This window comes from Streptomyces sp. NBC_00576 (genome assembly GCF_036345175.1).
Classification (GTDB): Bacteria; Actinomycetota; Actinomycetes; order Streptomycetales; family Streptomycetaceae; genus Streptomyces.
This window is the reverse complement of the sequence record NZ_CP107780.1, coordinates 4,529,269-4,554,136: the sequence shown is the minus strand read 5'-3', so window position 1 is coordinate 4,554,136 and position 24,868 is coordinate 4,529,269. Positions and strand designations below refer to the sequence as shown.

Genomic DNA, 24,868 nt, shown 5'->3' with positions numbered 1-24,868 from the left:
GGAAACCATGGACATTCCCGACTTCACCGATGACGATCTGGCCCGCCTGGCGCTCTCCTCAAGGCTGCGGAGTCTTTCGGAATCGCTCAGGACGGCGGTCGTCGCGGAGGACCGCCCAGCCGCTGCGGACGGCGGAGGCGGTCTGACCGCCGAACTCAGTTCGCTCCTCGCGACCGAGGTCCCGCTGCTCGAGGAGGCCGTCGCGAGATATGCGAGGAGCCGTGGCGAGCACGCGCAGGACCTGCCGCCTGCTCAGGACGTCGATGTGGTGGGCGCCTTCCACCCGGCGGACCCGGCGGCGGAGGCCGCCGCAATCGACGCCTGGTACGCACTGCACGCGCAATTGGAACCGCTGGCACGCGTCCGCGATCCGTTCAGCCGACTGCTGAGCGGGCGCAGCCCCCTCCAGCAGGACTGTCTGATCTGCCGCAAGTACGCGGGCGAGCCGGTGCCGCCCTGGGCGGGCTTCGCCAAACCGCCCGGCGGGCACGTCATCGATGACGGAACCTGGCGGGTCGGACACGGCCCCACTCCGTACTGGCCGGCCGGGACCCTGCTGATCGAGTCCCGCCGGCACTTCCTGGACCACGCCGGTTTCGACGCCCACGAGGCCGCCACCTTCGGTCCGCTGGTCCAGCGGCTCACCGATCCCCTGAAGGAGGCCACCGGAGCCCCCCGTATTCATGTCTTCTCCTGCATGGAGGGCACCGGGCACTTCCATACGTGGCTGGTGCCCCGCACCGAGGGGAAGCAGAGCGGGCGGGGCTTTGTCGCCGATCCCGGATACTGCACCCCGGCCGAGGCCGAGGACGTGATCCGCCGTCTCAGGACAGCGCTCGACGGCGCGGTGGAGCAGCGATGACGGCGGGTGTGCACGCGGCCGACACCCTGGCACGCGCCACAGCACAGCAGCCCAGAGCCCGCATCCTGCTCGCACCGGTGCCTGTCAGCCCCACCAAACCGCTGACGCCGACTCACCTGAAGTACCTGCTCTCCCTCGACATGCTCCACCGGGCCACGGCCACGTTCGCCGATGTGACCTTCGTGTATCACCACACCGCCTTCGCCGGGAGCCGGCAGGTGGCCGGATTCTGGGAGTACCTCGACCGCTGCCACCCCGGCGCGGCACACGAAGCCCTGAGCGAGGAAGAGATAGGCGAGCTGTACACCGCCTACAACCGAGCCGGGCCCGCACCGGAGGCCGACCTGTTACCGGTGGTCCGACGTGCCGAGGCAGGCTGGACCCACCCGGTGACGGCACGTCTCCTCGACATCTGGGAGGGCCACTACCGGCTGCTCGGTATGGCCGATCCCGGACTGGGCCGCACCGGCCCGGAGCCGGCCTCCGAGGCCGCCGTCCTGGATCTCCTCGTCAGCCGGAACCTGTGCATCGACGCCCGGGGGCTGCGAGCGCCCGCCTATCTGGACGCCACCGCTGCGGGGCTGCCGCTGCGGGCCGTCACCAGCCCGGACGGGCAGGCCAACTACCTGCTCTACCTGCTCCGCCAGTTGGTGCCGCTCCTGGACAGCCACGACCTGGTGGTACTGGCCCATGACGTCGACCTGCGCACCGACTACCAGACGCTGGCCCATGTGTTCACCGCTCTCGGCGCCACTGTCGTACGGTTCGAGGTCCCCCGGGTCCCGATCGACGGAGTCGTCCGGTCGACCAGGTTCGGTGGCTGGCAGGGCCACACCCTGGGGGCGTTCGCCGGTGCGCTGGTCGACGAGTTCGGACCCGAGGCGTTCCAGCTCGGCCTGCGCCTGTACCTGGTGGCCGGTCTGGGCAGGACAGCTCGCTCGTCCTTCTCGCTCGGGCATCTTCGGCGATGGATGCGCCGCGCCGTCCGGCTGCTCGACGAGTCCGGCGGCCCCCTGCCCCCCGACGGCTCCGAGCACCGCACCGCCGGACGGTTTCTGGCCGCGAGGGCGGGGCGGCGGCGCTACGCGGATCCGTACCTGCTGGCCACCACCCTGCTGGGCCGCGATCCCGCCCTGCCCGCGGGCGAGCTGCTCCGCGTCGTCATGGGGTCACTCCCGGACCGCGGGGCTCCGACAGACATGGAGAGGTGACAAGGAATGCCCATCCCGACGCGCGCCACCGCCCTTCCGGAGTCCGCCGCGCAGCTGAACTTCTCCCACACCGTGGCCCGGGAGATGATCCACCGCCGCCACCTCACCGAGGTCTTCCTGACCGACGTGCTGCAGGTGGATGCGCAGAGCTTCGTGGCAGCCGCCGTGCTGCCCCCGTCGCATCCGTACTACACCGGACGCACTCATGCGGCCGGGGGCCCTGATCCGATGCTCCTGCTGGAATGCTGCCGACAGGCCGAGACCTTTGCCGCGCACGCCTTCTTCGGTGTGGAGACGGGCGCCGGTTTCATCCTGCGGAACTGGTCCCTCGAAGTCTCTCCGGAGGCCTTCGCCGCCGTGCCGTCCGGCTCGAATCAACTGTTCATGACGGCGGTTGCCGAGCGCCGCGGCCCTGCCGCGGCCAGAGCGCACGGCATGGTCTACGAATTCCGGCTGTGGCTGGCCGACACCCAGGTCGGGCAGGTCCGGATGGACGTCGGCTACCTGGCCAAAGACGCCTACGCGTCCGTCAGGTCGCGCAGGCGCGGGCACCCTCCGGCGATGTCGGACGAGCAGCCGACGGCCGGGGCGGGACAGCCGGTCGATCCGGCCAGGGTGGGGCGGACCAGAGCGATGGATGCCCTGCTGCGCGACGTCGGTGTCGCTCGGGGCACCCTCACCGCGACCCTGCGCCTCGCCACGGACAACCCCAGCTACTTCGACCACCCGCAGGACCACGTCCCCGGGATGGTGCTGACGGAGGCGGCCTGTCAGATGGCGGTGCTGGCGCTGGAGGAGTGGGACGGCATCGCGCCGCGCCTCGGCGGCATTGTCGCGGTGGAGTCGTCGTTTCTCGCATTCGCCGAGCTTGACGAGCCCGTCGTTCTCACGGCGGCGCGACCGTCGGACGGCGGAGACCGGGACGTGGCGTCGGACGGCCGTGAGCGCCACCGAGCCGTCGAGGTGACTTTCCACCAGCGAGGGGCGGAGATCGCCCGCACGAAGGTCGTCATGGCCACCAGCTTCCGTGCGCGGCCCACGAGCCCGGGGTGCCTCGGATGAGCGGCACGGACCGTGCGGCGGTCGTCGCCGGCCTGGGCGGCTGGGTGCCGCGCACGGTGGTGACCAACGATGAACTCGCCGCCCTCCTGGGCACCGACGACGAGTGGATCCGAACACGTACCGGCATCCGGCAGCGTCATGTGATCGCCCCGGGCGAGGCCACCGGCGACCTCGCCGTCGAGGCGGGGAGGCGGGCGCTGGAGTCTGCCGGCCTGGTGGGCGTCGGTGCGTTGGTCCTTGCGACCAGCACACCGGACCGGCTGAGTCCGGCGACCGCGCCCGAGGTGGCGAGCCGACTCGGACTGGGCACGGTGCCGGCCTTCGACGTGGCGGCCGTGTGCGCCGGCTTCGTCTACGCCCTCGCAGCCGGGGCGGGGCTGATCGCGACAGGAGTCGCCGAGAGCGTGCTGGTCATAGGCGCCGACACCTTCTCCACGATTCTCGACCCGGCGGACCGTACGACCAGAGCCGTCTTCGGCGACGGGGCAGGGGCGGTCGTACTGCGGGCGGGATCCCTCGATCAGCCGGGGGCGCTGCTGGGCCTGAGCCTCGGCAGCGACGGCAGCCGCAGCGACCTCGTCGAGATTCCGGCGGGCGGCTCACGGCAGCGCTCCACCGGCCTGCCGGTCAAGCCGGAGGACACCTTTCTCACGATGCGGGGGCGGGCCGTCTTCGCCGAGGCGGTGCACCGGATGTCCGCTTCGGCGCGGGAGACCGCGGCGCGGGCCGGGTGGCCGCTGGATGAGATCGACCGGTTCGTTTTGCACCAGGCCAATGCCCGGATCGTCACGGCGACCGCTCACCGGCTTGCGCTGCCCGCCGAGCGTTTCCTGTCCAACATCGACAGGGTCGGCAACACGGTCGCCGCCTCGATTCCGCTGGCGCTTTCCGACGGTGTCCTCTCCGGCGAGCTCAGGCCAGGACACCGCGTGGTTCTGGCCGGTTTCGGCGGCGGACTCGCATGGGGGTCGGTGGCCCTCGTCTGGCCGCACATCGTGCACCCCGGAATTCGAATCCTCCCCGCACCATCAGCTGACCAGTCAGGAGCGCGAAAATGAACCAGTTCCAGAAGGTAATTACCGATGTGTTGTCAGATCACTTCAAGGTGGACCGCCAACTGATTCACTCCGATGCGACGTTCGCGGACATCAGGTTCGACTCCCTGGTTCTCGTGGAGCTGGCGCTCGTTCTGGAGAACGAACTGGACATCAGGGTGGCGGACGGCGAACTGCGCGACCACATGACCATCGCCGAAGCAGCTGAACTGGTGGCGGCGAAGAAGGCCGTGCTCTGATGACGGGCCCTGCGCGCCCGTTCGAAGCGGCAATCACCGGGCTCGGGTTGGTCACCCCCGCCGGTATCGGAGTCAAGGAGAACTGGGACCGCCTGTTGTCGGGGGTCTCTTGTGCAGCCACCGACGAGGAACTGCGCGGTTCCCCGGTCGACTTCAGCTGCCGGGTGCCCGGATTCGATCCGGCCGCCCTGCTCGGGGGATTCTCCGCCTGGCAGCTGGACCGGTTCGTGCAACTGGCGATTGCCTCCTCCCGGCAGGCCGTCGAGGAGGCCGGCTGGGATCCCGCCACCTGGGACGGTGCCCGGGTCGGCGTCGTGCTCGGCAACTCGCTCGGCGGGATGCAATCCCTGGAGCAGCAGCACGGCAACCTGCTGGAGAAGGGACCGCGCAATGTCTCCCCGCTCCTGATCCCCAGATTCATGGTGAACATGGCCGCCGCACAGGTCGCGATCGACCTCGGTGCCCGAGGACCGAGTCTGGTCACGGCGACCGCCTGCGCCTCGGGGGCCACCGCGGTGGGCACAGCACGGGAACTTCTGCGCTCCGGGGCCTGCGATGTGGTGCTGGCCGGAGGGACCGAGTCCGCGCTGACCCCGCTGGTCATGGCCGGGCTCGGCAGGATGGGCGCGCTGTCCGGGCGCGGGCGGGAGCCGGAGAGGGCGTCCCGCCCCTTTGACACCGACCGTGACGGATTTGTGGCCGCCGAGGGCGCGGGCGTCCTGGTCCTGGAACGGATGGCGGACGCCCGGGCGCGCGGCGCGCGCGTCCGGGCCGTCGTGCGGGGGTACGGCAGTTCCACCGACGCCTACCACGCCACAGCGCCCGATCCGCAAGGTCAAGGCATCGAACGGGCGCTCAGGGCCGCGCTGGCCGACGCGCAGCTCGGCGCCGCTGATGTGGATCACGTCAACGCGCACGGCACCGGGACTCCGCTGAACGACGTCACCGAAGGGCGGGCACTCCAGCGGGTGCTGGGCGCCCGGCCCTTGGTGACCTCGGCCAAGGGCGTCATCGGGCACACGCTCGGCGCGGCCGGCGCCATCGAGGCCGCGTACACCGCGCTCGCGATCGAACACAACAGTGTTCCGCCGACAGCCAACCTGACCCGGCTCGATCCCGAGCTGGAGCTCGACGTGGTGAGCGGATCTCCCCGCAGCGCCCTGGTGGACGTCGCCGTGAGCACCTCGCTCGGCTTCGGCGGCCACAACGCGGCACTGGTGCTCACGACCGCCTGATCAGCACCCGCCTGGAACAACCCCCTTCCCATCTGGATAACCATCACCCGGAGGTATTGATGAACCCCCTTCAGAAGATCCGCCTCGTCGCGCTCGACAGTGACGGCGTACTGCTCAACGACACGTACAGCCCCGTCATCGAACGGTTCGTCACCCGGCACGGCGGCGAGTACACCGCGGCCGTCGAACGCGGCGTCTGGGGCTCGCCCCAGCTGGCGGCCGGCCAGAACATGGCCCTTGCCTGCAAGCTCCCGTGGTCGGCCAAGGAGACCATCGGGGCGTTCTTCAAGGAGCGCGAGGAATATCTCAGGGAGAACCCGGTCCAGGTGATCCCAGGCGCCGAAGAACTCCTCGCCACTTTGCGGGAGGCCGGTGTCCGCGTCGTCTGCTACGGAGGACGCAACCGCGAGTACACCTTCGACACCCATCTCGGCCACCTCGCCGAGTACTTCGACAGCGAGATCCCCTACGTCGACGTCAACGACTTCCGGCCCGGTACCAAGGAGATCGTCCGGGACATCTTCGGCTACGAGTTCGACGAGGTCGTCTTCGTCGACGACATCAACCGCGTAGCCGAGGTCACCCAACGCCTGGGAGCCGGATTCATCGGTGTACCGGCCTCCTTGCCCCACAACTTCCAGCGCGCGGAGATGGAGGCCACCGGCGTGCGGTACATGGTCGACGACATCCGGAAGATCGATGCCGAGCTCCTCAGGAAGGTGGACGAGGAGCTCGCCGCCGGCACCCTCTGGGCGGAGCCGGGCTCCCACCGTGCGGCCGACGGCGCGGGGCGGGTGGCCGGATGAACGTGCCGGACACGCTTCCCACCACCCGGCTGGGTGTCGACGGCCCGCCGGTGGGGGCCCAGGGACTCGGCTGCATGGGTATGAGCGAGTTCTACGGCCCCAGCGACCGGAAGGAGTGCCTGAAGACCCTGGAACGGGCGCTGGAACTCGGCGTCACCCTTTACGACACCGCCGACAACTACGGCCATGGGCAGAACGAGAGACTGCTGGCCCCGTTTGTGCGGGCTCACCGCGACCGGGTGCTGGTCTCCACCAAGTTCGGCCTGGTGCGGAGGGCGGACGATCCGCACTACCGGGGGATCGACAACTCTCCCGGATACCTCCGCACCGCGGTCGAGGGCAGCCTGCGGAGGCTCGGCACCGACACCATCGACCTCTGCATCGCCCACCGTCTCGACCCCCGGACGCCCGTCGAGGACACCGTCGCCGAGATGGCCAAACTGGTCGACGAGGGCAAGGTCCGCCTACTGGGCCTGTCCGAGGTGACGGGCGAGGAACTGCTCCGGGCCAACCGGGTCCATCCGATCGCCGCCGTGCAGTCGGAGTGGTCGCTGTTCTCCCGGGAGGTCGAGGCCGATGTCGTTCCGGTGGCCGCCGAGTTGGGAGTGGCCCTCATGGCCTACTCACCCTTGGGGCGGGGATTCCTCGCCGGAGGATTCACCAGCGCGGACCAACTCTCCGCCAACGACTACCGCCGGACGATGCCCCGCTTCACCGGGGAGAACGCCCAGCGCAACACCGCGATCCTGGCGCCACTCCACCGGATCGCCGCAGCCGGCGGGGCAACAGCGGCTCAGGTCGCCCTGGCCTGGCTCCACCACCGGTCCGCCGTCCACGGATTGCCGGTTGTGCCTATCCCCGGGACGCGCAGCCCCGCGCGGGTGGAGGAGAACACCGCTGCCGCGACCCTCGTCCTCGGAGCCGATGAACTCGCGGCCCTGGAGCCCATGGCGGCGCAGGTCTCCGGCTCCCGTCTCATCGGGCTGAACTTCACCCCGCAGTCAGAGTCTGACCGCAGCGGTTGCCCGGCATGAACGAGTACGTGCCCAGCGCCTGATGGCGCAGCTGGGTGCACTGTCCGCCGACTCCGCGGAGTGGTCGGCGGACAGTCCGCCGGCTACTCCGCGGAGGAGGTGCTGGTCTGCGCGGCGAGCGTCGTTCACGGCCGCCGCGTACTACCGAGTCAGTAGGGCCTGTGCGGCACTCCACGGAGGGATGTGAACGCGACTTCCCCGAACCGGCACCGGGGTTCGTCCTGCCCCACCATGACGACATGACTCTGCAGTCAGTGATCAGGGTTGCGCAGTCCGGCCAGCAGGATAACGAGCAGGTGTTCGGTTCGGTGGAGTGAGGCGCTGCTTGTGCGGGTGAGGAGCTGGTAGAGGACGGAGCCGATGAGGGCGTCGGCGACCGCTTCCACCTCGACGTCGGCGCGGAATTCGCCGCTCGTCACTCCCGTGCGCAGGCAGCTCACGACGGCCTCGTGCTGCGCGCGGGTGTGGTGCTGGTACAGGCTTTCGGCGTCGTGCGGGCTCTCGGCGGCGGCAGCGGTCAACGCCAGGATCATGGCTGCATGGCGCGGGTCGCCGACCGATGTGGCGTAGGCACGGAACCAGGCGGTCAGCTGCTGGGCGGCGCCGTCGGTGTTTGGCCGGCCGGGCAGCCGGATGCCGGGCGCGGTGGTGAGGAAGCTTTGCAGGACGGCATCGCCGACGAGGGCCGCTTTGGAGGACCAGCGGCGGTAGAGCGTGGGTTTGCCGACGCCGGCTGCGGCGGCGACCTTCTCCATCGACAGACCGGCGTAGCCGTCGCGCAGGAGAACCTCCCGCGCCGCGTCGAGGATGGCCTTGTCCCTGGCCGCGTCCCGGGGCCGCCCAGGCCGCCGCACCTCATCCATAGCCGCCCATCCTACGAGAGGTACACTCCCCAATTACGAAACGTATCGTAACGCTATATAGGAGGTGTCCGTGGGTGTAAACGTGGTCGTCGTCATCGGTGTGGGCGGCATGGGACAGGCCATCGCCCGGCGCCAGGGCAGCGGCAACAAGCTGCTGCTCGCCGACTTCAACGAGGAGACTCTCGCTTCCGTCGCGGATCTCCTGCGCGGGCAGGGACACGACATCGTCACGCAGACGGTGGACGTCTCCTCACGCTCTTCGGTCGCCGCTCTCGCGGACGCGGCGGCACAGCTCGGCCCCGTGGTCCAGGTCGTGCACACCGCGGGCCTCTCTCCTGTTCAGGCCCCCGCCGCCGCTGTCCTGAAGGTGGACCTGCTCGGTACGGCGCTGGTCCTGGAGGAGTTCGGGCGGGTCGTCGCGCCCGGCGGAGCAGGCCTGGTGATCTCCAGCATGGCCGGTCACATGCTGCCCGTCCCCCTGACCGCGGAGCAGGAACAGGCCCTCGCCCACACACCCGCCGACGATCTGCTGGACCTGCCCTTCACCGATCCGGAAGTCGTGGGACAGAGTGCCTATCCGCTGGCCAAGTACGGCAACCGGCTGCGTGTCCAGGCCGCCAGCGCATCCTGGGGCGAGCGGGGAGCCCGGATCAACTCCATCAGCCCCGGCGTGATCGCCACCCCCATGGGACAGCAGGAACTCGACGGCGAAAGCGGCCAGATCATGCGCGCCATGATCGCCGCGTCGGGAACCGGCCGACTGGGCACTCCCGACGACATCGCCGAGGCCGCCGCCTTCCTCCTCGGCCCCAACGCCACCTTCATCACCGGCAACGACCTGCTCGTGGACGGCGGTGTCGTGGCCGCCATCCGCGCCGGTCGCCTCACACCGGTCGCCTGACCCGGAGGACCGGGGCACAGCGCCCCTCCCGCACCCCGGCCCTCGTCCGCCGCCTCCCCGAACGACCACCAACTGTCAGCCGGCCCGCAAGTGCCCGTATGTATGAGGAGAAACCATGAGCCTGGTTCCGCCCCCGTTCGACCCCGAACTCGCCGCCGTTCTGGAGGTTGTCGCCGAGACGCTTCCTTCGACCTTCACGATCGACATGGTGCCCGCGATACGCCAGGGCATCGCAGCGGCCAGGCCAGATCCGGAGGCACTGGACCACGACGGGTTCTTCGAGGTGGAGGACCGAATCGTGCCGGGCCCCGAGGGCGCGCCCGACATCTCGCTGCTGATCGCCCGCCCGGCCGCATCCGCCGGTGCCCGCCCGGTCTTCTACCACGTCCACGGCGGCGGAATGGTCCTCGGCGACAACCGGACCGGGGTCGACATGGTGCTCGGCTGGGCGCGGGAGCTGGACGCGGTGGTGGTGTCCGTGGAGTACCGCCTGGCGCCCGAGAACCCGTACCCGGCTGCGATCGAGGACGTCTACGCCGGTCTGGTGTGGACGGCGGAGCACGCGCAGGAGATCGGCGGCGACGCTGAGCGGATCGTCATCGCGGGAGCCAGTGCGGGCGGCGGCCTGACCGCGGCGCTGGCCCTGCTGGCCCGGGACCGCAAGGGTCCGCAGCCGATCGGCCAGCTGCTGATGTGCCCGATGCTGGACGACCGCAATGACACGGTGTCCAGCCACCAGATGGCGGGCCTGGGCGTGTGGGACCACGCCTCCAACGAGATGGGCTGGACCGCGCTGCTCGGCGACCGGTGCGGCGGCCCGAACGTGCCCGCCTACGCCGCTCCGGCCCGGGCCGAAGACCTGTCCGGGCTGCCTCCGGCCTTCCTGGATATCAGCTCCGCGGAGACCTTCCGGGATGAGACCGTTGCATACGCCTCAAGGATCTGGCAGGCGGGTGGGGTCGCCGAACTCCACGTGTGGCCCGGCGGTTTCCACGGCTACGACATGATGGCACCGCACGCCGAGGTGTCCCAGGCGACCCAGGCGGCACGACTGCGGTGGCTGGGCCGTCTTCTCGGGGAGTGAGGAACGCGGAGCTCACCGCGCCATGAACGGATGAGAGAGCTTGCCGGGTGCCTGACCGCGCCGCCCCGGACGCCCGGTGCCGCGTCCAGGACAGGGCGCTCGGACCTCCCGCCCGTCCGTAACGGCGATGAACGCGTTTCGCTCCTCGCGGACGATCCGCCACATGTCCTTCGGCCAGAAAGGGTCAGGGCGGGCGAGCCGGTGATCTCCGCGACCCGGGCACCGGGCCGCTCGATGTCATCGGCGTTGTAGGCCGGTATCCATGCCTTCTTCGACCAGAGAGCTGACTTGTGTATTGCGGCGCCGTCGGGCGGGCGGTTCTGACCGCCCGACGGCCGAGTTAGTCGGGTAGTCCGCGTCGCCGCCCTGTTGGTACGTGGCGGCGGGCGGAGTTCCGTCGGGAGTCGGTTACTGCGTGAAGGTCAGGGTCGTGCGACCCACGGTGCTGGAGCCGTCGCCGTACTCGACGACCCCGAGATCGCGCTCACCCGGTACGGTCCCGGGCCAGGTGACCGTCAGGTCGCGCAGGTCACCGGCAACGACCTGCTGGGTGGCGGGGGTGACCACGGCGCGGACGGCCGGGGTGTTCTGGCCCACCTTCCAGGTCCACAGGGTGAACTGCTGGCTCGTCGAGCCCTCCGGGAGTTGGGACTGGACGACGTACACGTCGTAGTCGCCGGGCGGCAGGTCGGCGTGTTCGTCCGACCCCGCCTTGGTCGAGGCACTGAAGAGTGTGCCGTCGGCGTCGAACGCGTACAGGTCGAGGTCGCTGCCGGGCATGTGGTCGGCCTCCGTGGTCGCTACCCGGGTGAACGGGGCGTCCTGTGGGACGTGGATCTGTGTCTTCGCCACCGCGTCCGACGTGTGCGGGTCGGCCGCGAAGTCGGTGGTGTCGGTGCCGGTGAGGGTTCCGGTAGTTTTCTCCGGGGTGTAGATGTCCGCCTTCGCGGTCAGGTCGCCTGTCCAGCCCACCCGGGTGGTGAGCGTGGTGGGGTTCCGGCCGTCGACGGAGACCTCGTCCGGTGCGGCGAGCAGGGTAGCGCGCAGGGCGATCGGGCTGGTGACCCGGTGGTGGCTGTGGGCGTCGCTCCAGGTGAGGGAGCCGTCCGACCAGTCGCCGTAGGCGGCGTCGGTGCGGGTGAGCTTCACCTTGTAGGTTGCCGACTCGCCCGGCCTCAGGGTCAGCCGCTTCGGGGTGACCTGCGCCGTGTAGCCGGGTGGGGTCTGGAGGGTCGCCTGGTAGGTGGCGGTCGCCGTGGCCACGTTGGTGACGGTACGGGTAAGTGTCTGGTGGCCGGCCAGGTCGCCGACCGCGATCGACGCGTAGTTCAGGTCGCTCGGGTCGGTCCTCGGGGCGGTGGCGCAGGCGTCGGTGCCGTCGTCCGCGGTCGGCTCCTGGCCGATGGAGCACAGGTATGACGTCCAGTCGGCGGAAGTGGAGTCGTAGACCAGGCCGGGGTCGGCGGCGAGGGCCGGCCGGACCTGGCCGGCGCCGTAATCGAGCGGGGTCGCCGAGTCCGCACCCTGCTGGCCTGTGGGACGCTGCCGGCCGATGGGCTTGCCCTCGTTGTCGGTTGCCGAGGCCGTCGTCATCAGGGCCGACTTGACCTCCATCGGCGACCAGCCGGGGTGCAGGGACTTCAGCAGCGCCGCGAGGCCCGAGATGTGCGGGGTCGCCATCGACGTGCCGTCCATGAAGCCGAAACTGCCCGCGAATCCGGCGGCGCCTCCTGGCACGGTGCCCGCGGCGATCATGCTGCCCGGTGCGGAGAGGTCGGGTTTGAGCAGGTCGCCGTTACTGAAGGGGTCGGGACCGCCGGAGGAGAACTCGGAGACGGCGGGAGCCTGTGTGCGGACGCGCTGCGAGGGGGTGAGTTCGGCGGCGGCGCCCTCCGTCGCGGCGTATGCCCTGACCTTCGCGCCGTCCTCCTGGCCCAGCGGGAACATGGGGACGGAGAAGTCGCCCCAGAGGGAACTCTGGGAGCTGGACGGCGTGTTGGAGACGATGACCGCCACACCTCCGGCGTCCCGCACCTCGTCGGCCTTGTCGACGATAAGGTTGACGCCGCGGTCGCAGGCGACGATCTTCCCCTTCGCCTTGGCCGGGTCCAGCGTGCCTGTGAAGCACATCGCGGCCTCGGTGGCGTCCGCCGACTCTTTGCGAGCGTCGACGGCGTTGATCAGCGGGGCCGAGGGAACTCCCGTACTGAAGCCGCTGTTGGGGAACCGGCTTCCGTCACCCAGGACCAGCGCGTAGTCGTACTTCGTGTCATGGGTCGTGGCCGCCACCGTCGTGACCCAGGGGGCAGTGTTCTCCACCGTGTTCGGACCCGAGTTGCTGGCTGCCGCGGAGACGAAGACTCCTGCCTTGGCCGCGTTGAACATGGCCATGGAGGTCGGATCGCTCAGCGTGTTGCCGATGGAGAAGCTGATGACGTCGACGCCGTCCGCCACCGCCCGGTCGATCGCCGCCGCGGTGTCCACGTCCTGGCAGTACCTGTCCCAGCAGGCCTTGTAGACGGCGAGCCGGGCCGCCGGTGCGACGCCGCTGAGTGTGCCGCTGACGTTGGTGCCGGGGATCGACGCCGGGGTGTCGTAGTTTCCGGCGGCGGTGGTGGCGGTGTGGGTGCCGTGGCTGTCCGTGTCCAGGGGCGAAGGAACCTCGGCGCCGCTGGGCCCGGGTGCGCCCGCGTGGAACCAGTCCGCGCCGATCACCTTGTTGTTGCAGGTGATCATGGCCTCGGGGGCACTGTCGTCGCCCTCGACGCAGCGGCCGTGCCACTTCTTGGCGATGACCTCCGCGTCCGGGCGCGGTTCCGGAAGCGGGGCGAGCATCGGGTTCTCGGGGTCGAATCCGGTGTCGATCATCCCGATGATCATGCCTTCGCCCGCGTGCTCCGGGCCGCCGGCCTTCGACCACAGGCCCTTCTTCCCGGACAGGCCAAGAAAGCGGGGTATGTCGGGTGGCGGTGCTGTGACCGATCCCTCGGCGGCAGTCGCCGGCGTGATCGACTTCGTGATCGTGGTCGCTGTCGGGGCGGTGGGTGCGGAGTCGGCCGGGGCCATGCGGTCGGCCGGGGGCGTGATTCGGTGGCCCTTGCTGGGGGTCACCGACACCACGCCGGGAGTGTTGGCCAGCCTCGTGGCCTGCCTGCCGGTGAGGCGGGCGGCAAACCCGTTGAGCGCGTAGTCGTAGTCGTACAACTTCTTGACGCCCGGGACAGCGTCCAGCACGTCGTCACGGCGGGTGTCCAGGTGTCGCAGGTAATTCTTGACGGCGCCGGAGTCGGCATCGAACCGCTTCCCCGATTCGGGAGCGGTCTGCTTCAGGCGGGGCAGTCCGCCCTCGTACGTGGCGACCGGTTCATCGGAGAGTTGCACGACGTAGGTGCCCGCGCTGTAACTGCGGTTCGTCTGGCTGGAGTCGGGTGAGTCGGCGGCGGCGTGTGCGGACGCCGTACCGGCCAGTGTGAGGGATCCTGCGAGGAGAGGAGCCAAGAGCGCGGCGACGCCTCTCGGATGTCTATGACGGTGCATCAACTATGGTCCCAGTTGGTCGACTTGGCGTGACTTAACCCCCTGATCCCGACTGTCGCAGAAGTTGACACCGCGAGAAATCTTGAAAGTTTAAAATTCACCCACATTCACGGTAGCTGCACAGAGAAACGCTGCAGGGCTCGGCTGCGGAGTGACTGGCGGAACTTGTGTCGTCATCACCGGAAACACCTCCGGGCCGACGGGTGGGAAGCCCTTTTCGGTGGGCTTTCCACCCGTTGCCGAGCGACGACACTCGCGGTGATTCTCAGGTGGCTGCTGCGGGCGGGAACTCGAGGACGAGCCGCCCCCGCAGGCCGCCCTTCTCGAGCTGCCGATGAGCCTCGGCTGCCTGGTGCACAGGCAGGGTTGCCGCGACTCGGAGGGTGAGTTCACCTGACTCGACCTGTTCGCGCAGCTGGGTGATGGCCGCCGTGTCGGTGACGCGTGTGCGGACGTTCATGGGATACACGGTGATGCCGCGGCCGGGATCGGCGTCCCAGAAACACAGGACCGCGGGCTTACCTGGACCCAGGCGGAGCGCGCCAAGGGCCAGGCGTGGGGTCTGAAGACCATCGAGTCGTTCCACACGCACGGCACACCGCCGGTCGGCTGAGGGGACACGCTGCGGACCGGACGCGGCTCAACTGCCGCCAAGATCATTGACAAAAATGTTGCCCCTCCTGCGGCTACCCAGCGTCTGGCTACGAGGTCTCCTCCCCGAACGCCCGCCGCACCTGCTCCGCGATCAACGGGTACACCTCGCGCGCCCTGGCCTCGTCCTGGGCGTCGTAACCGTGGTCGGCGCCGGTGACGTCGTGATGGCCGACCAGCGATCCGGCCCTGCGGAGCCGGTCGGCGTAGGCCACGCCCTCGGCCTTGAGGAGGTCGTACTCGGCGGTGACGACGAAGGCCGGCGCGATGCCCTTGAGGTCGGCGGTGTCCGAGGGATGCGCGGGCGAGACCAGACGGTCGCCCCGCTGCTTCGGATCCGGGACGTACGCGCTGTCGAAGACGTCCGCCATCCACGGGCGCAGTGCCGGCTTGGGGATCGCGGCCCGCTTGTCGCGGCCGGCGGTGACGAGGTCGAGCGGCGCATAGTGCAGGACCTGGAGGGCGATCGACGGGCCGCCCTCCTCCAGCGCCTGGCGGGCCACCGCCGTCGCGAGGGCGCCGCCCGCGCTCTGGCCGCCCACGGAGAGCCGCTCGCCGTCCCACCCGTGTTCGCCCCCGTGCTCGGCGACCCACCGGACGACCTCGAACGCCTGCCGGGGCGGCGCGGGGAACTGGTGCTGCGGGGCGACCACGTAGTCCACGTTGAGCACGGCCACACCTGCCTCGACGACTATGCACCGGCACAGCGCGTCGTCCAGCTCGATCTGCGGCATGACGTAGCCGCCGCCGTGGAAGTTGACGTGGACCGGCGGGGGAGGGGTGCCCTCGGTGTCGGCGGGCAGGTACAGCACGGCGCGAGCGGGGCCGACCTCGGTCGGGATGGTCAGCTCACGCTTGGTGCACGTGTACTCGGGCAGACGGGCGAACCACGAGGCCTGTGAACCCCGCCCGCTTGCACGGCTGTTCGCCAACGCTACGACACGTTGCATGGCCTTGGCCGCGAAGGCGGCTACCGCCGGACGGGCGAGAAGGGGCACGGGAGTCTCCGTTCGGTCCGAGCGCTCGACCGCCACCGGGAGCGCACCTTGATTGATGAGAACAACAATCAGGAATCCTGTCAATCGGTGACCGGCCTTACCGAGCCTCTGCCGTTTCGGCCACGGCGAAATCAACGGCGGGCCGGTCTGACCGTCGAGCCTGGTGTCGTGCCGACCGAAGGCAGCCGTACCTACTCGGTCGAGTTGAACCGGGCCATGATGCCGACAGGGTTGTGTACCGGCCAACGCGGCGACGAGGCAGCTCGCCTCCGGGTCGGCCGCTTCCGTCGGCGACACGGCGGTCTGCCCCTCCCGGGTGCCTCCGAAGTGGTTTTCGCGCGACGCCGCCTGCCTTCTCGACGCTCCCACCCGCAAGACCGGCAGCTCATTCGCCAAGCACGTCGGCCCGCCAGGAAGCCGCTGATTCTCATGTAAGTGCCGAAGTCAACCTCCGATTCATCGGCATGACAGCGATCTTGCCTTGATCGCCCAACGGCCACGTGGGCGAGTCGGTGCCGATGGAGGTCACGAAATTACTTCGCCTCGATACCTACCAACTAGTTGGGAGCTTGTGCTCTACTGTGCCCACCCGATGGCGGAAACATGCCGTTCACCGCCCGGTATCCCCGTAGCAAAGGTGCTTCGAGAGGTGTTCCCATGCCGCACCAGCCTCTGATTCCAGCCACACCCGCCAAAGCGGACCGCTCCCCAGGCCCGTACAAGATCGCCGTACTCGGCGGTCTCGCTTCCTATCTGGACGCTGCCACGATCGTCTCGACGGCGGTCTCCCTCGTCCTGTTCCAGTTCGCCTTCGGGCTCACCCCGCTGACGATCGGCATCCTCTCCGGACTGCTGACCGTGACCATCGCGATCGGTGCCGCGATCGGCGGCCGACTCGGCGACCTCGTCGGTCGCAAGCGGGTCTACACGCTCGATCTGCTGGTGTTCACCGTCGGCGTCGCGGTGCTCTTCAGCGCGGTCAACACGCCCATGCTGTACGTCGGAGTGATCATCGCCGGCCTCGCCATGGGCGCCGACCTGCCGACGTCACTCGCCCTGATCGCCGAGAACTCGCCCGACGGCCTCAAGGGCCGCATGGTGAGTGTCACCTCGCTGCTGTGGTTGGGCGGCGTCGTGGTGGTCTCCCTGATGGCCGGAGTCGTCGCGCCGTACGGAGTGACCGGTGCCCGGATCCTCTACGCACACGTCCTCGTGGTGGCGATCGTCACCTGGTTCCTGCGCCGCTCGCTGCACGAGTCCACCGAGTGGCAGGCGGCACGCGCGCCCGGAAAGGCGGAGGCGCTCGGTGACGAGCGTTCGATGCGTGCCCTGCTGCACCCGAAGCTGCTGGTGCCGCTGCTGGTCACCGCCCTGTACTGCGCCTTCTGGAGCTTCACTGCGAACACCATCGGTGCCTTTCTGGGCTTCCTCTACGTCAACGTCGCGCACGTCTCCCTCAGTCAGGCCTCGCTGCTGGGGCTGGTGTCCGTGCCCTTCACGCTGGTGAGCGCGTTCGTCTTCCTCAAGGTCGCGGACTCCCGGGCCCGCCGCGCGTTCTTCGTCTTTGGCTCGGTGGTCCAGATCGTCGCCTGTGCGGCACCGCTGGTCATGGGATTCACCTCGGTGTCGTTGTTCCTGCTGGGCACCGGCTTCGGCATCGGCGGAGCGTTCGCCGGCGAGGGGATCTACAGGGTGTGGTCGCAGGAGTTCTTCCCGACCCTGTTGCGCGGGACGGCCCAGGGGATCACCCATGGCATCACCCGGGGCCTGGCCGCCGGCTTCGCCGTCATCACCCCGACGATCGCTGTCAGCAACCCACGACTGCTCGTCGCGCTGCTCGTCGTCTTCCTCGTGGTCAGCGGACTGATCGGCGCGATCGCCGTCCCCGCTCTCGAACGCTCCCGGCGCACCGCGCCGTGGGACCGGGAACCCGCCGGGAACGACACGCCCGTCGCCGACCCGGTCGGCGTGCCCGGCACCGCCTGACCGTATTCCGTTCGTACAACGCACCCAACGGAGCAATTCTCTCGTGATCGACAACCTGGCGGCCCAGCCCCCCGGAACCGACCATCGATCGCCGGCCCACATCCCCGGAGTCCCGCGGAACACGGCCTGGCGCGCACACTGGATCGGCCCCCACACCCCGGACCACGGGCCGGGACCCGCGGGGTTCGGGCCGCCAGACACCCGTGGCCCCTTCGGTCGCTACCTGTTCCGTACGACGTTCACCCTCGACGCCGTGCCGGAGGTCATCCCGGCCAGAATCACCGCCGACTCCCGTTATGTCGTCCACCTCAACGGCCGGGAAGCGGGCCGAGGTCCGGTGCGATCGCAGCCCCGGCGCCTGGCATACGACACCCTCGACCTCGCACCGCTCGCCCGCGCCGGCGAGAACACCCTGGTCGTCCTGGTCACCTACTACGGCAAGGCCAACTCCTTCTGGCAACCCGCCGCCGCCAACGGCGCACTCGGCAGGGACGCCGTCCTGGTCCTCGAGGCCGACCTCGGCGACCGGCTGCTGGTGACGGACGACACCTGGCGGGTACTGGCCCCCGGTGCCTGGCACAGCGCGGAGGCAGAGGGGATGGACGGCATCCCCGTCGAGTGCCTCGACGCCCGCCTGCTGCCCTCGGACTGGAAGTCGGGGGCGCCCGGCGCCGACTGGCAGAAGGCACGCATCGTGCCCGCACTCCATCTCGGCTCACTCGCCCGCTCGACACCGCCCGCCGATCCCTACGGGCCGCTGCGGCCCCGCCCGATCGGCCCGCTGGGCGGCGACACCGTCACCCCGGTACGCATCGCCGTGTCACCGCCCGCCGCCGTACCCGACGACCCTCATCCGGTCGGACATGTACGGACGTATCTGTCCACGCCGGACCTGCCGGACCCCGTGGCCACCTCCCTTCCCCTCACACTCACTCCCGGCACCGGCCGTGCCCACCACGTGGTCGTCGACATGGGCCGGATCGTCTGCGGCTTCGTGCGCCTCGACCTGACCGCTCCCTCCGGGACGCAGGTCGACCTCATGTACCGCGAGACGCCCCCCGCGCCCGGCGCGAACGACCCCTTCTCGGCCCCCAACACCGGTGCCCGGTACATCGCCCGCGGCCACGACGACAGCTTCGAGGCGTGCGAGGTGAACGGCTTCCGTTATCTGCACGCCCTCGTCACCTCCGACGGACCGGTCCACATCGACGCGATCGCCGTCCGCGAACACCTCTACCCGCGCGCCGGAGCGGCGTACTTCCGCAGCAGCGACCCCGAACTCGACGCCCTGTACACCGCCGGGGTGCGCACCGTCGCCCTCACCTCGCACGACGCCTTCGTCGACTGCCCCACTCGGGAGCAGCGCGCCTGGGTGGGCGACGCCGTGGTCCACCAGATGGTGCAGCTCGCCACGTCCACCGACTGGCGCCCGGCCTGGCACTACCTCGACCTGGCCAACTCGCCCCGCCCGGACGGCATCTTGCCGATGAGCGTCGTCGGGGAGATCGAACAGGGCGGCGGCACCACCATCCCCGACTGGTCCCTGCACTGGCTGCACGGCGTACACAACCTCTACCGCCACGGCGGTGAGCACGAACGCGACCGCCTCGCCGAACTCGCCCCCACCGCCCGGCGGATCCTCGCCTGGTACCTGCCGTTCCGGACCAACGACGGGGTGCTGAGCGATCTGCCGGAATGGAACCTCGTGGACTGGTCCAGCGTGTTCACCACGGGAACGAGCTCCATCGTCACCGCGCTGTGGGCGCGCGGCCTGCGCGAGTACGCCGAGATCAGCACCCTGCTGCGCAACGACGGCGAGGCCTCCTGGGCCCGACGGCACTGGGAAAGGGCGCGCAAGGGGTACGAAATGTTCTGGGACGAGCGTCGCGGCACCTACGTCGATCACCTGCTGAGCGGTGTCCAACAGCCCCCGGCCTCCCAGATCGCCGGCGCCGCCGCCATCGCGTCCGGGCTGGCCCCCGCAGCACGTCACCACCGGATCATCGACCGGATCATGGACCCCGGCCGGCTGGTCACCCGTTCCTGGATCGGTGGGGAGGGCGGCTACGACGCGGAGAAGATCCACGACGAGATGCGCGGCGTGCGGCGCATCGACTGGGACTCCGAGGAACAGGTCGTCCGGGCCCAGCCCTTTCTCAGTTACCTGGTCCACGACGCCGCGGCCCTCACCGGGCGGGTCCCCGAACTGGTCGGCGCCCTGCGGCGCTGGAGCCGCTTTCTGCACGACGGTTACGACACGTTCGGCGAGTGCTGGGGGTGGGGCACCCCGGCCCACGGCTGGAGTTCCACTCCGGCACGCGACCTCATGACGTACGTCCTGGGCGTCACGCCGGCCGAACCCGGTTTCGGACGAGCCCGTGTCGCCCCCGCCTACGGTGTCGTGGAACGCGCCGAGGGCGCGGTGCCGACACGCGACGGACTGCTGCACATGGCCTTCGACTCGTCGGGCGTCGAGGTCGACAGCCCCGTGCCGCTCACCCTCCTGCTCCCCGGTGGGCAGGAACGCTCATACGGAACCGGGCACACGCGCGTGCCCTTCATCTGATCCGAGGAACTCAGGAAGATCGTCCGTCCGGCGGCTCGCCGGGCGGACGATCCGTCAGGGCCTGGCCGCCTCACACAGCAGGCGCAACTGCCGAATCACCGTGACCGGATCCACCGTGTCCGGGCTCACCAGCCACTGGTTCTCCGCCCCCTCGCCCACGGCCAGGACGAGCGCCGCGAACGCCTCCGGGTCCACGTCCGCACGCAGTTCACCGGCGTCCACCGAGCGCCGTACGGCATCCGCCAGCGCGCCACGCAGCGTCGCGTACCGCCGGGCGACCCACTCCCTGGCCGGGTGCTCCTCACCCGAGGCCTCCGCGGTGAGGATGTGCGCAAGCTGGACCATTGCCCGGTTTCCGACGGCCTGAGCGGTGAAGGCGTCCATGTTCTCCAGGACCTCGAGCAGCGTCATCCCCAGCTCGGGCTCGGCGACCTGCAGCTCGGCGTCCCGGTGCTCCAGAAGCGCCAGCAGTACGGCCTGCTTGCTCGGGTAGTAGTGGAGCAGCCCGGCCCGCGTCAGCCCTGCCGCCTCCGCGATGTCATTGAGGCTTCCCGCACGGAAGCCGCGTGCGGAGAACACCTCCAGTGCCGCCACGAGAATGCGCTCGCGTCCGTCGCCTGAGCCGCGGACGCGGCCGTTGCTGCCCATTCGTCCATAGTAGTGAGGCTGATCACTTCCTCCATGACCGGGGCTCACGTCGTGCCGGCGGAACACCGGACCACGAGGACGACGTCGCCGAGGCCGGTGCGGCGTCGGTGAGGACGGCGGCGCGCAGTCCGTCGGCGAACGGGGTAGTCCGTCCGGCGCCCCACGGCGGATGCGTAGGGCAGGGTCAGAACCGCAGCAGGTCCGCGGCGGCGAGGCTGAGGACGCCGTCGCGCCATGTCAGGCCGCGCAGGTCGCGGACGACGATGGTGGCGTCGGTGGCCAGGCCGCGCTGCCCGACTCCGATGACGGTCGCGCCCGCCGCGGCTCCGGCTTTCGCCCCCCCCGCGGTGCTGTCCTCGAAGACGACAGTCCGCGCTGCGGCGAAGCCCAGCTTCTCCGCCGCCGAGCGGTAGCCGTCGGGCGCCGGTTTACCGTGACTCACGTCGCCCACGGTGATGAGTACGCGGTGCGGGCAGTCCCGCCGCCGTGAGACGGGCCCGGGCCAGGACGGTGACCCCGGATCTCACCACCGCCCACCGCTCGCGCGGCCTCGCGCGGGCGCCCGTTCTTCCGGGGGTCTGGCAGTACCCCTTTCAAGGGGTGAGGGGGCGGAAGTCCGCCGTACGGTGAGTGCATGGACCGCAGCACCGAGATCCGTGAGTTCCTGCGCACCCGCCGGGCCCGGGTCACCCCCGAGCAGGCCGGCCTCGCCCCGCATCCGGGCGCCCGTCGGGTGCCGGGGCTGCGCCGCGAGGAGGTCGCCCAGCTCGCCGGGGTCAGCGTCGACTACTACGTCCGTCTGGAGCGGGGCCGCTCCCAGGGCGTCTCCCAAACCGTCCTGGATGCCGTTGCCCGCGCCCTGCAGCTGGACGACACCGAACGCGCCCACCTCTTCGATCTCGCCCGGCCCACCGCGGCCCGTGCACGGAGTCGGCGGCCACCGGCGCCGCAGCGCGTGCGCCCGGCCGTGTACCGGGCGCTGGACGCACTCGCAGTCCCCGCCATGGTGCAGGGGCGGCGCATGGACATCCTGGCGGCGAACCGACTCGGTTACGCCCTCATCGCGGACTTCCAGGCCCGGCCCCACCGCGAGCGCAACGCCGCACGCTTCGTCTTCCTCGACGAGGCCGCCTCCGCGTTGTACACCGACTGGGAACGCGTTGCCGGGGACTGTGTGGCCACGCTGCGCCTGTACGCCGGACGCCATCCCGACGACCCGCAGCTCACCGAGCTGATCGGCGAGCTGTCCCTGCACAGCGACACCTTCCGCCGTCTGTGGGCCGACCACGACGTCCTCGCCCACACCACCGGCAGCAAACGCCTCCACCACCCCCTCGTCGGCGACCTCACCCTTGAGTACGTCGTCCTCGCCGTCGAAGGCGACGCAGACCAGAACCTCATCATCTACACCCCCGAACCTGCGTCCCCCTCCGCCGAGGCCATCGGCATCCTCGCCAGCTGGACCAACACCCCTACCGCCGCACCACTCGCCCCCGAACAGGCACACAAACCAGCCGACTGACCATCGCAAGGCGACTGCGCCACCGTGCTGCGAGGCCTCGATACTGCCGATGCCATCGCGCCGTCATGGGCGCCGACACTTTCGATGGCGCCGTGGGGAGCACCGTTTTGCCCGGCATCGAACTGAGTGCCGACCAGCTCGCCAATCTCGACAACCTCACCCCGGCAGCCAGCCCAGCAGCCAGCAACAGCCACAACGAGGCGGGCAAGCGGCTCCTGGAACGCTAATCTCACCCATCCGATGCCCCGCGCCGCGTCCGGCTGGCTGGTGATCCCAGCCCGCGTGGCGGCACCATGAAGGAGAATGATGCGAGAGCACCCCGCGCAGGAACAGCAAGAAGCGAGCCCTCAGACTCAGGCGCGCGTCCGGGACAGCTTCGCCCGCCAGGGCCTAATGCGCCACCTCGGCGCTGAGATCACCGAAATTGCCCCGGGCCGTGTTCGTATCGTCCTGCCAAGCCGACCCGAAGTGACCCAGCAGCACGGCTATATCCACGCCGGCGCCACCAGCGCCATCGCGGACAGTGCCGGCGGCTATGCCGCACTCACCCTGTTCCCCGAGAACAGCGAAGGCCTCACCGTCGAGTACAAGCTCAACCTCCTCTCGCCCGCCCTTGGCGATCAGATCGAAGCGGTGGGCACGGTCTTGAAGTCAGGACGTACGCTCACCGTGTGCCGACTGGAAGTGTTCGGAATACGCGACGGGCAGGCCAAACTCGTCGCGACCGGTCAGCAGACCATGATCCGCGTGGACACCCTCGCACCGTAGGCGCTCATCATCCCGGCGGGCCGAGACCGGCCGCCGTACCCGATAGAGCCCAGGCATGACATCACTCAACCGAGTTCCGGCAACGGCTGCAACTCCCCTCGCAGACACGCAATCTACGAATCGTCGCAGTTCAGAGCCAGTCAACGAGCTACTGCGGTTGGTAAGGCCGAGGCTGAATCAGGCCTGACTCGAGGCGAGTTCAACAACGGTGATGTCCGAGGGCGCGCCTACGCGGACCGGCGGGCCCCAGGCTCCGGCGCCGCGGCTGACGTAGAGCTGGGTGTCGCCGTAGCGTTCCAGGCCCGCGACCGTCGGGTTCGCCAGTTCGGCGATGAGGTTGCCGGGCCACAGCTGGCCGCCGTGGGTATGGCCGGACAGCTGGAGATCGACGCCGTGACGGACGGCGTCATGGATGACGACGGGCTGGTGGGCGAGGAGGACGGCGGCGCGGGAGCGGTCGCGGTCGCCGAGGGCCCGGGTGAAATCGGGGCCCTGGCCCTCATCCGTGCCGGCCAGGTCGTTGACACCCGCCAGGTCGAAGCCGGGCATTTCCGTGCGGGCGTTCTCCAGCGGCCGCAATCCCAGATCCCGCACTTTCTCGACCCATTGCTCGGCGCCGGAGAAGTACTCGTGGTTGCCGGTGACGAAGAACGCTCCGTGGCGCGCTCGCAGCTGTGTTAGGGGTTCGGCGGCCCGGCCGAGGTCCTCGACGCTGCCGTCGACCAGGTCGCCGACGACGGCGATGAGGTCGGGCTGGGTGGCGTTGATCGTGTCGACGACCTTCTGGGCGAAGCCGCGGCCCAGAACCGGGCCGAGGTGGATGTCGCTGACCACGGCGATCCTGAACCCGTGCGCGCTGCGCGGGAGTTTGGCCAGCGGAACCGTGAGGCGCTTCACCTTGGGGCCGCGGAGCACGCTGTACGTACCGTGGCCGACCGTGCCGACGGCGACGGCCGCGGCGGTACCGCCCACGACACGGGAGACGAACAGGCGACGCGAGGTACTCGCCGTTCCGGGGCGCGGCGGGGAACCGACCTCAGGTGTGCGCGGGTGCTCCGCCACGGTTTCGGGTGCCGCGATGTCCGGAGTGACGGTTCCGGACCCGCCGTGCGCGTCCGTCACCAGCCTGGGCTCCACGGGGGCGACGAGTTCCGGGTTCCGATCCGCCCTGGACCCGCCGGGCGGGGTGGCGACAGTCCCCACCGCCACGGGGGTGTCCTCGTGCGTGCCGGTGTCCCGCCGTACGAGGAGGCGCCGCAGCACAGGCCGGACGGCCTCACCCGCGAGCAGCGCGAGCACGAGGTACAGGAACAGCGCCATCCACAGGTACCCAGGCCAGGCAAGGCTCTGTTCGAGTAGGAACGGGGCTCTCGTCTCGGCTGCCAGGGCGCCAACGGTCAGCAGCGGCCCGGCCACGAAGACAGAGCTTCCGGCTCGCCGCAGGAGCGAGCCCAGGGGTGTCGTGTCGCGTACGAGACGGCGCCAGGCGTACAGGTGAAGCGCGCCGAACGCCGTCAGCAGCGCGATCCAGACGAGGGGGACGACGATGACCACGGCTGGGCGCAGTCCTTCCTTGAGACGTTCATGGGACGCATGGCTCCCACGACGACGTGTGACCGACCGCGTCTGATGACCTGTCGGGCGGTGCCCGTCACAGCCCGCGGAGCGACGACCCGTCGGCGGCCCCCGACATGTCAGGCAGCGTGCTGCGCAGGAACTCACGGATCTGGGTGCTGCGGTCCATGCACTCACCGTACGGCGGACCTCCGCCCCTCTTCCCCCGTGAAAGGGGTACTGCCAGACCCCCGGAAGAACAGGCCCCCGTACGGGCGCCCGCGCG

The 24,868-nt window shown here is 69.9% G+C and carries 22 protein-coding genes; 15 read left to right on the top strand and 7 right to left on the bottom strand.

The window, feature by feature from the left end; genetic code table 11:
* The first annotated feature begins 7 nt into the window (after positions 1 to 7).
* The 8 genes from OG734_RS19325 to OG734_RS19290 are packed head-to-tail and all read left to right on the top strand — an operon-like array spanning position 8 to position 7,504.
* Entirely contained in the window at positions 8 to 862 is an 855-nt protein-coding gene (locus OG734_RS19325; protein ID WP_330288767.1) for an HIT family protein, read from the top strand.
* Positions 859 to 2,073, top strand: coding sequence for a hypothetical protein (locus OG734_RS19320; protein ID WP_330288766.1), 1,215 nt, complete (start codon positions 859 to 861; stop codon positions 2,071 to 2,073). The genes OG734_RS19325 and OG734_RS19320 overlap by 4 nt, the downstream gene beginning before the upstream one ends.
* 6 nt (positions 2,074 to 2,079) lie before the next feature.
* On the top strand, positions 2,080 to 3,135 hold the full coding sequence (locus tag OG734_RS19315; protein WP_330288765.1) for an AfsA-related hotdog domain-containing protein: 1,056 nt from the start codon (positions 2,080 to 2,082) through the stop codon (positions 3,133 to 3,135).
* Positions 3,132 to 4,193 carry a beta-ketoacyl-ACP synthase III gene (locus OG734_RS19310; RefSeq protein WP_330288764.1) on the top strand — a complete coding sequence of 354 codons (1,062 nt, stop codon included), beginning with the start codon at positions 3,132 to 3,134 and terminating at the stop codon, positions 4,191 to 4,193. The genes OG734_RS19315 and OG734_RS19310 overlap by 4 nt, the downstream gene beginning before the upstream one ends.
* Complete coding sequence (locus OG734_RS19305; RefSeq protein WP_330288763.1) at positions 4,190 to 4,429, top strand: phosphopantetheine-binding protein; 240 nt, start codon at positions 4,190 to 4,192, stop codon at positions 4,427 to 4,429. The genes OG734_RS19310 and OG734_RS19305 overlap by 4 nt, the downstream gene beginning before the upstream one ends.
* Positions 4,429 to 5,664, top strand: coding sequence for a beta-ketoacyl-[acyl-carrier-protein] synthase family protein (locus OG734_RS19300; RefSeq protein ID WP_330288762.1), 1,236 nt, complete (start codon positions 4,429 to 4,431; stop codon positions 5,662 to 5,664). Before OG734_RS19305 ends, OG734_RS19300 begins: the two co-directional genes overlap by 1 nt.
* Before the next feature lie 59 nt (positions 5,665 to 5,723).
* Positions 5,724 to 6,470 carry an HAD family hydrolase gene (locus tag OG734_RS19295; protein WP_330288761.1) on the top strand — a complete coding sequence of 249 codons (747 nt, stop codon included), beginning with the start codon at positions 5,724 to 5,726 and terminating at the stop codon, positions 6,468 to 6,470.
* The gene (locus OG734_RS19290; protein ID WP_330288760.1) at positions 6,467 to 7,504 is read left to right on the top strand and encodes an aldo/keto reductase; all 1,038 of its coding nucleotides are present in this window, start codon (positions 6,467 to 6,469) and stop codon (positions 7,502 to 7,504) included. The genes OG734_RS19295 and OG734_RS19290 overlap by 4 nt, the downstream gene beginning before the upstream one ends.
* 251 nt (positions 7,505 to 7,755) lie before the next feature.
* Here the strand turns inward: OG734_RS19290 and OG734_RS19285 are convergent, their stop codons facing one another.
* The gene (locus tag OG734_RS19285) at positions 7,756 to 8,367 is read right to left on the bottom strand and encodes a TetR/AcrR family transcriptional regulator (protein ID WP_330288759.1); all 612 of its coding nucleotides are present in this window, start codon (positions 8,365 to 8,367) and stop codon (positions 7,756 to 7,758) included.
* 70 nt (positions 8,368 to 8,437) lie between these two features.
* On the opposite strand from OG734_RS19285, the gene OG734_RS19280 reads away from it, so the two are divergent.
* Together OG734_RS19280 and OG734_RS19275 are read left to right on the top strand one after the other, a co-directional pair.
* Positions 8,438 to 9,268, top strand: a complete 831-nt coding sequence (locus OG734_RS19280) for an SDR family oxidoreductase (RefSeq protein ID WP_330288758.1) — start codon at positions 8,438 to 8,440, stop codon at positions 9,266 to 9,268.
* A 115-nt stretch (positions 9,269 to 9,383) separates the two neighbouring features.
* Positions 9,384 to 10,352 carry an alpha/beta hydrolase gene (locus OG734_RS19275; protein ID WP_330288757.1) on the top strand — a complete coding sequence of 323 codons (969 nt, stop codon included), beginning with the start codon at positions 9,384 to 9,386 and terminating at the stop codon, positions 10,350 to 10,352.
* A gap of 408 nt (positions 10,353 to 10,760) precedes the next feature.
* On the opposite strand, the gene OG734_RS19270 is transcribed toward OG734_RS19275, so the two are convergent.
* The 3 genes from OG734_RS19270 to OG734_RS19260 all read right to left on the bottom strand — a co-directional run bounded on the left by OG734_RS19270 (position 10,761) and on the right by OG734_RS19260 (position 15,538).
* Positions 10,761 to 13,850 carry a S8 family serine peptidase gene (locus OG734_RS19270; RefSeq protein WP_330288756.1) on the bottom strand — a complete coding sequence of 1,030 codons (3,090 nt, stop codon included), beginning with the start codon at positions 13,848 to 13,850 and terminating at the stop codon, positions 10,761 to 10,763.
* 304 nt (positions 13,851 to 14,154) lie between these two features.
* A complete protein-coding gene (locus OG734_RS19265) occupies positions 14,155 to 14,349 on the bottom strand; it encodes a zinc-binding dehydrogenase (protein ID WP_330288755.1) in 195 nt (64 codons plus the stop codon).
* A gap of 241 nt (positions 14,350 to 14,590) precedes the next feature.
* Positions 14,591 to 15,538 (bottom strand): alpha/beta hydrolase, encoded by a 948-nt coding sequence (locus OG734_RS19260; protein ID WP_330288754.1) that lies wholly within the window; start codon positions 15,536 to 15,538, stop codon positions 14,591 to 14,593.
* A 657-nt stretch (positions 15,539 to 16,195) separates the two neighbouring features.
* On the opposite strand from OG734_RS19260, the gene OG734_RS19255 reads away from it, so the two are divergent.
* Entirely contained in the window at positions 16,196 to 17,524 is a 1,329-nt protein-coding gene (locus OG734_RS19255; RefSeq protein WP_330288753.1) for an MFS transporter, read from the top strand.
* Between the two features lie 43 nt (positions 17,525 to 17,567).
* On the top strand, positions 17,568 to 20,090 hold the full coding sequence (locus OG734_RS19250) for a family 78 glycoside hydrolase catalytic domain (RefSeq protein ID WP_330288752.1): 2,523 nt from the start codon (positions 17,568 to 17,570) through the stop codon (positions 20,088 to 20,090).
* Between the two features lie 54 nt (positions 20,091 to 20,144).
* Here OG734_RS19250 and OG734_RS19245 read toward each other — a convergent pair whose 3' ends face one another.
* Positions 20,145 to 20,738 carry a TetR/AcrR family transcriptional regulator gene (locus tag OG734_RS19245; protein ID WP_330288751.1) on the bottom strand — a complete coding sequence of 198 codons (594 nt, stop codon included), beginning with the start codon at positions 20,736 to 20,738 and terminating at the stop codon, positions 20,145 to 20,147.
* A gap of 184 nt (positions 20,739 to 20,922) precedes the next feature.
* Positions 20,923 to 21,189 carry an HAD-IA family hydrolase gene (locus OG734_RS19240; RefSeq protein WP_330288750.1) on the bottom strand — a complete coding sequence of 89 codons (267 nt, stop codon included), beginning with the start codon at positions 21,187 to 21,189 and terminating at the stop codon, positions 20,923 to 20,925.
* Positions 21,190 to 21,372: 183 nt separating this feature from the next.
* Between OG734_RS19240 and OG734_RS19235 the strand changes: the two genes are divergently transcribed.
* From OG734_RS19235 to OG734_RS19225, 3 genes are all read left to right on the top strand, one after another.
* Positions 21,373 to 22,260: a helix-turn-helix transcriptional regulator gene (locus tag OG734_RS19235; RefSeq protein ID WP_330288749.1), complete on the top strand. Its 888-nt coding sequence runs from the start codon at positions 21,373 to 21,375 to the stop codon at positions 22,258 to 22,260.
* Between the two features lie 92 nt (positions 22,261 to 22,352).
* Positions 22,353 to 22,487, top strand: a complete 135-nt coding sequence (locus OG734_RS19230) for a hypothetical protein (protein WP_330288748.1) — start codon at positions 22,353 to 22,355, stop codon at positions 22,485 to 22,487.
* Positions 22,488 to 22,563: 76 nt separating this feature from the next.
* A complete protein-coding gene (locus tag OG734_RS19225) occupies positions 22,564 to 23,028 on the top strand; it encodes a PaaI family thioesterase (RefSeq protein ID WP_443064876.1) in 465 nt (154 codons plus the stop codon).
* Positions 23,029 to 23,205: 177 nt separating this feature from the next.
* Here OG734_RS19225 and OG734_RS19220 read toward each other — a convergent pair whose 3' ends face one another.
* Complete coding sequence (locus tag OG734_RS19220; protein ID WP_330288747.1) at positions 23,206 to 24,582, bottom strand: metallophosphoesterase; 1,377 nt, start codon at positions 24,580 to 24,582, stop codon at positions 23,206 to 23,208.
* Positions 24,583 to 24,868 lie beyond the last annotated feature (286 nt).

What these genes read in the sequence shown, in the direction of transcription:
- OG734_RS19325 (WP_330288767.1), top strand. Translation starts at nt 8, where the DNA reads ATGGACATTCCCGACTTCACCGATGACGATCTGGCCCGCCTGGCGCTC.
- OG734_RS19320 (WP_330288766.1), top strand. Translation starts at nt 859, where the DNA reads ATGACGGCGGGTGTGCACGCGGCCGACACCCTGGCACGCGCCACAGCA.
- OG734_RS19315 (WP_330288765.1), top strand. Translation starts at nt 2,080, where the DNA reads ATGCCCATCCCGACGCGCGCCACCGCCCTTCCGGAGTCCGCCGCGCAG.
- OG734_RS19310 (WP_330288764.1), top strand. Translation starts at nt 3,132, where the DNA reads ATGAGCGGCACGGACCGTGCGGCGGTCGTCGCCGGCCTGGGCGGCTGG.
- OG734_RS19305 (WP_330288763.1), top strand. Translation starts at nt 4,190, where the DNA reads ATGAACCAGTTCCAGAAGGTAATTACCGATGTGTTGTCAGATCACTTC.
- OG734_RS19300 (WP_330288762.1), top strand. Translation starts at nt 4,429, where the DNA reads ATGACGGGCCCTGCGCGCCCGTTCGAAGCGGCAATCACCGGGCTCGGG.
- OG734_RS19295 (WP_330288761.1), top strand. Translation starts at nt 5,724, where the DNA reads ATGAACCCCCTTCAGAAGATCCGCCTCGTCGCGCTCGACAGTGACGGC.
- OG734_RS19290 (WP_330288760.1), top strand. Translation starts at nt 6,467, where the DNA reads ATGAACGTGCCGGACACGCTTCCCACCACCCGGCTGGGTGTCGACGGC.
- OG734_RS19285 (WP_330288759.1), bottom strand. Translation starts at nt 8,367, where the DNA reads ATGGATGAGGTGCGGCGGCCTGGGCGGCCCCGGGACGCGGCCAGGGAC.
- OG734_RS19275 (WP_330288757.1), top strand. Translation starts at nt 9,384, where the DNA reads ATGAGCCTGGTTCCGCCCCCGTTCGACCCCGAACTCGCCGCCGTTCTG.
- OG734_RS19265 (WP_330288755.1), bottom strand. Translation starts at nt 14,349, where the DNA reads ATGAACGTCCGCACACGCGTCACCGACACGGCGGCCATCACCCAGCTG.
- OG734_RS19255 (WP_330288753.1), top strand. Translation starts at nt 16,196, where the DNA reads ATGCCGCACCAGCCTCTGATTCCAGCCACACCCGCCAAAGCGGACCGC.
- OG734_RS19245 (WP_330288751.1), bottom strand. Translation starts at nt 20,738, where the DNA reads ATGGGCAGCAACGGCCGCGTCCGCGGCTCAGGCGACGGACGCGAGCGC.
- OG734_RS19235 (WP_330288749.1), top strand. Translation starts at nt 21,373, where the DNA reads ATGGACCGCAGCACCGAGATCCGTGAGTTCCTGCGCACCCGCCGGGCC.
- OG734_RS19225 (WP_443064876.1), top strand. Translation starts at nt 22,564, where the DNA reads ATGATGCGAGAGCACCCCGCGCAGGAACAGCAAGAAGCGAGCCCTCAG.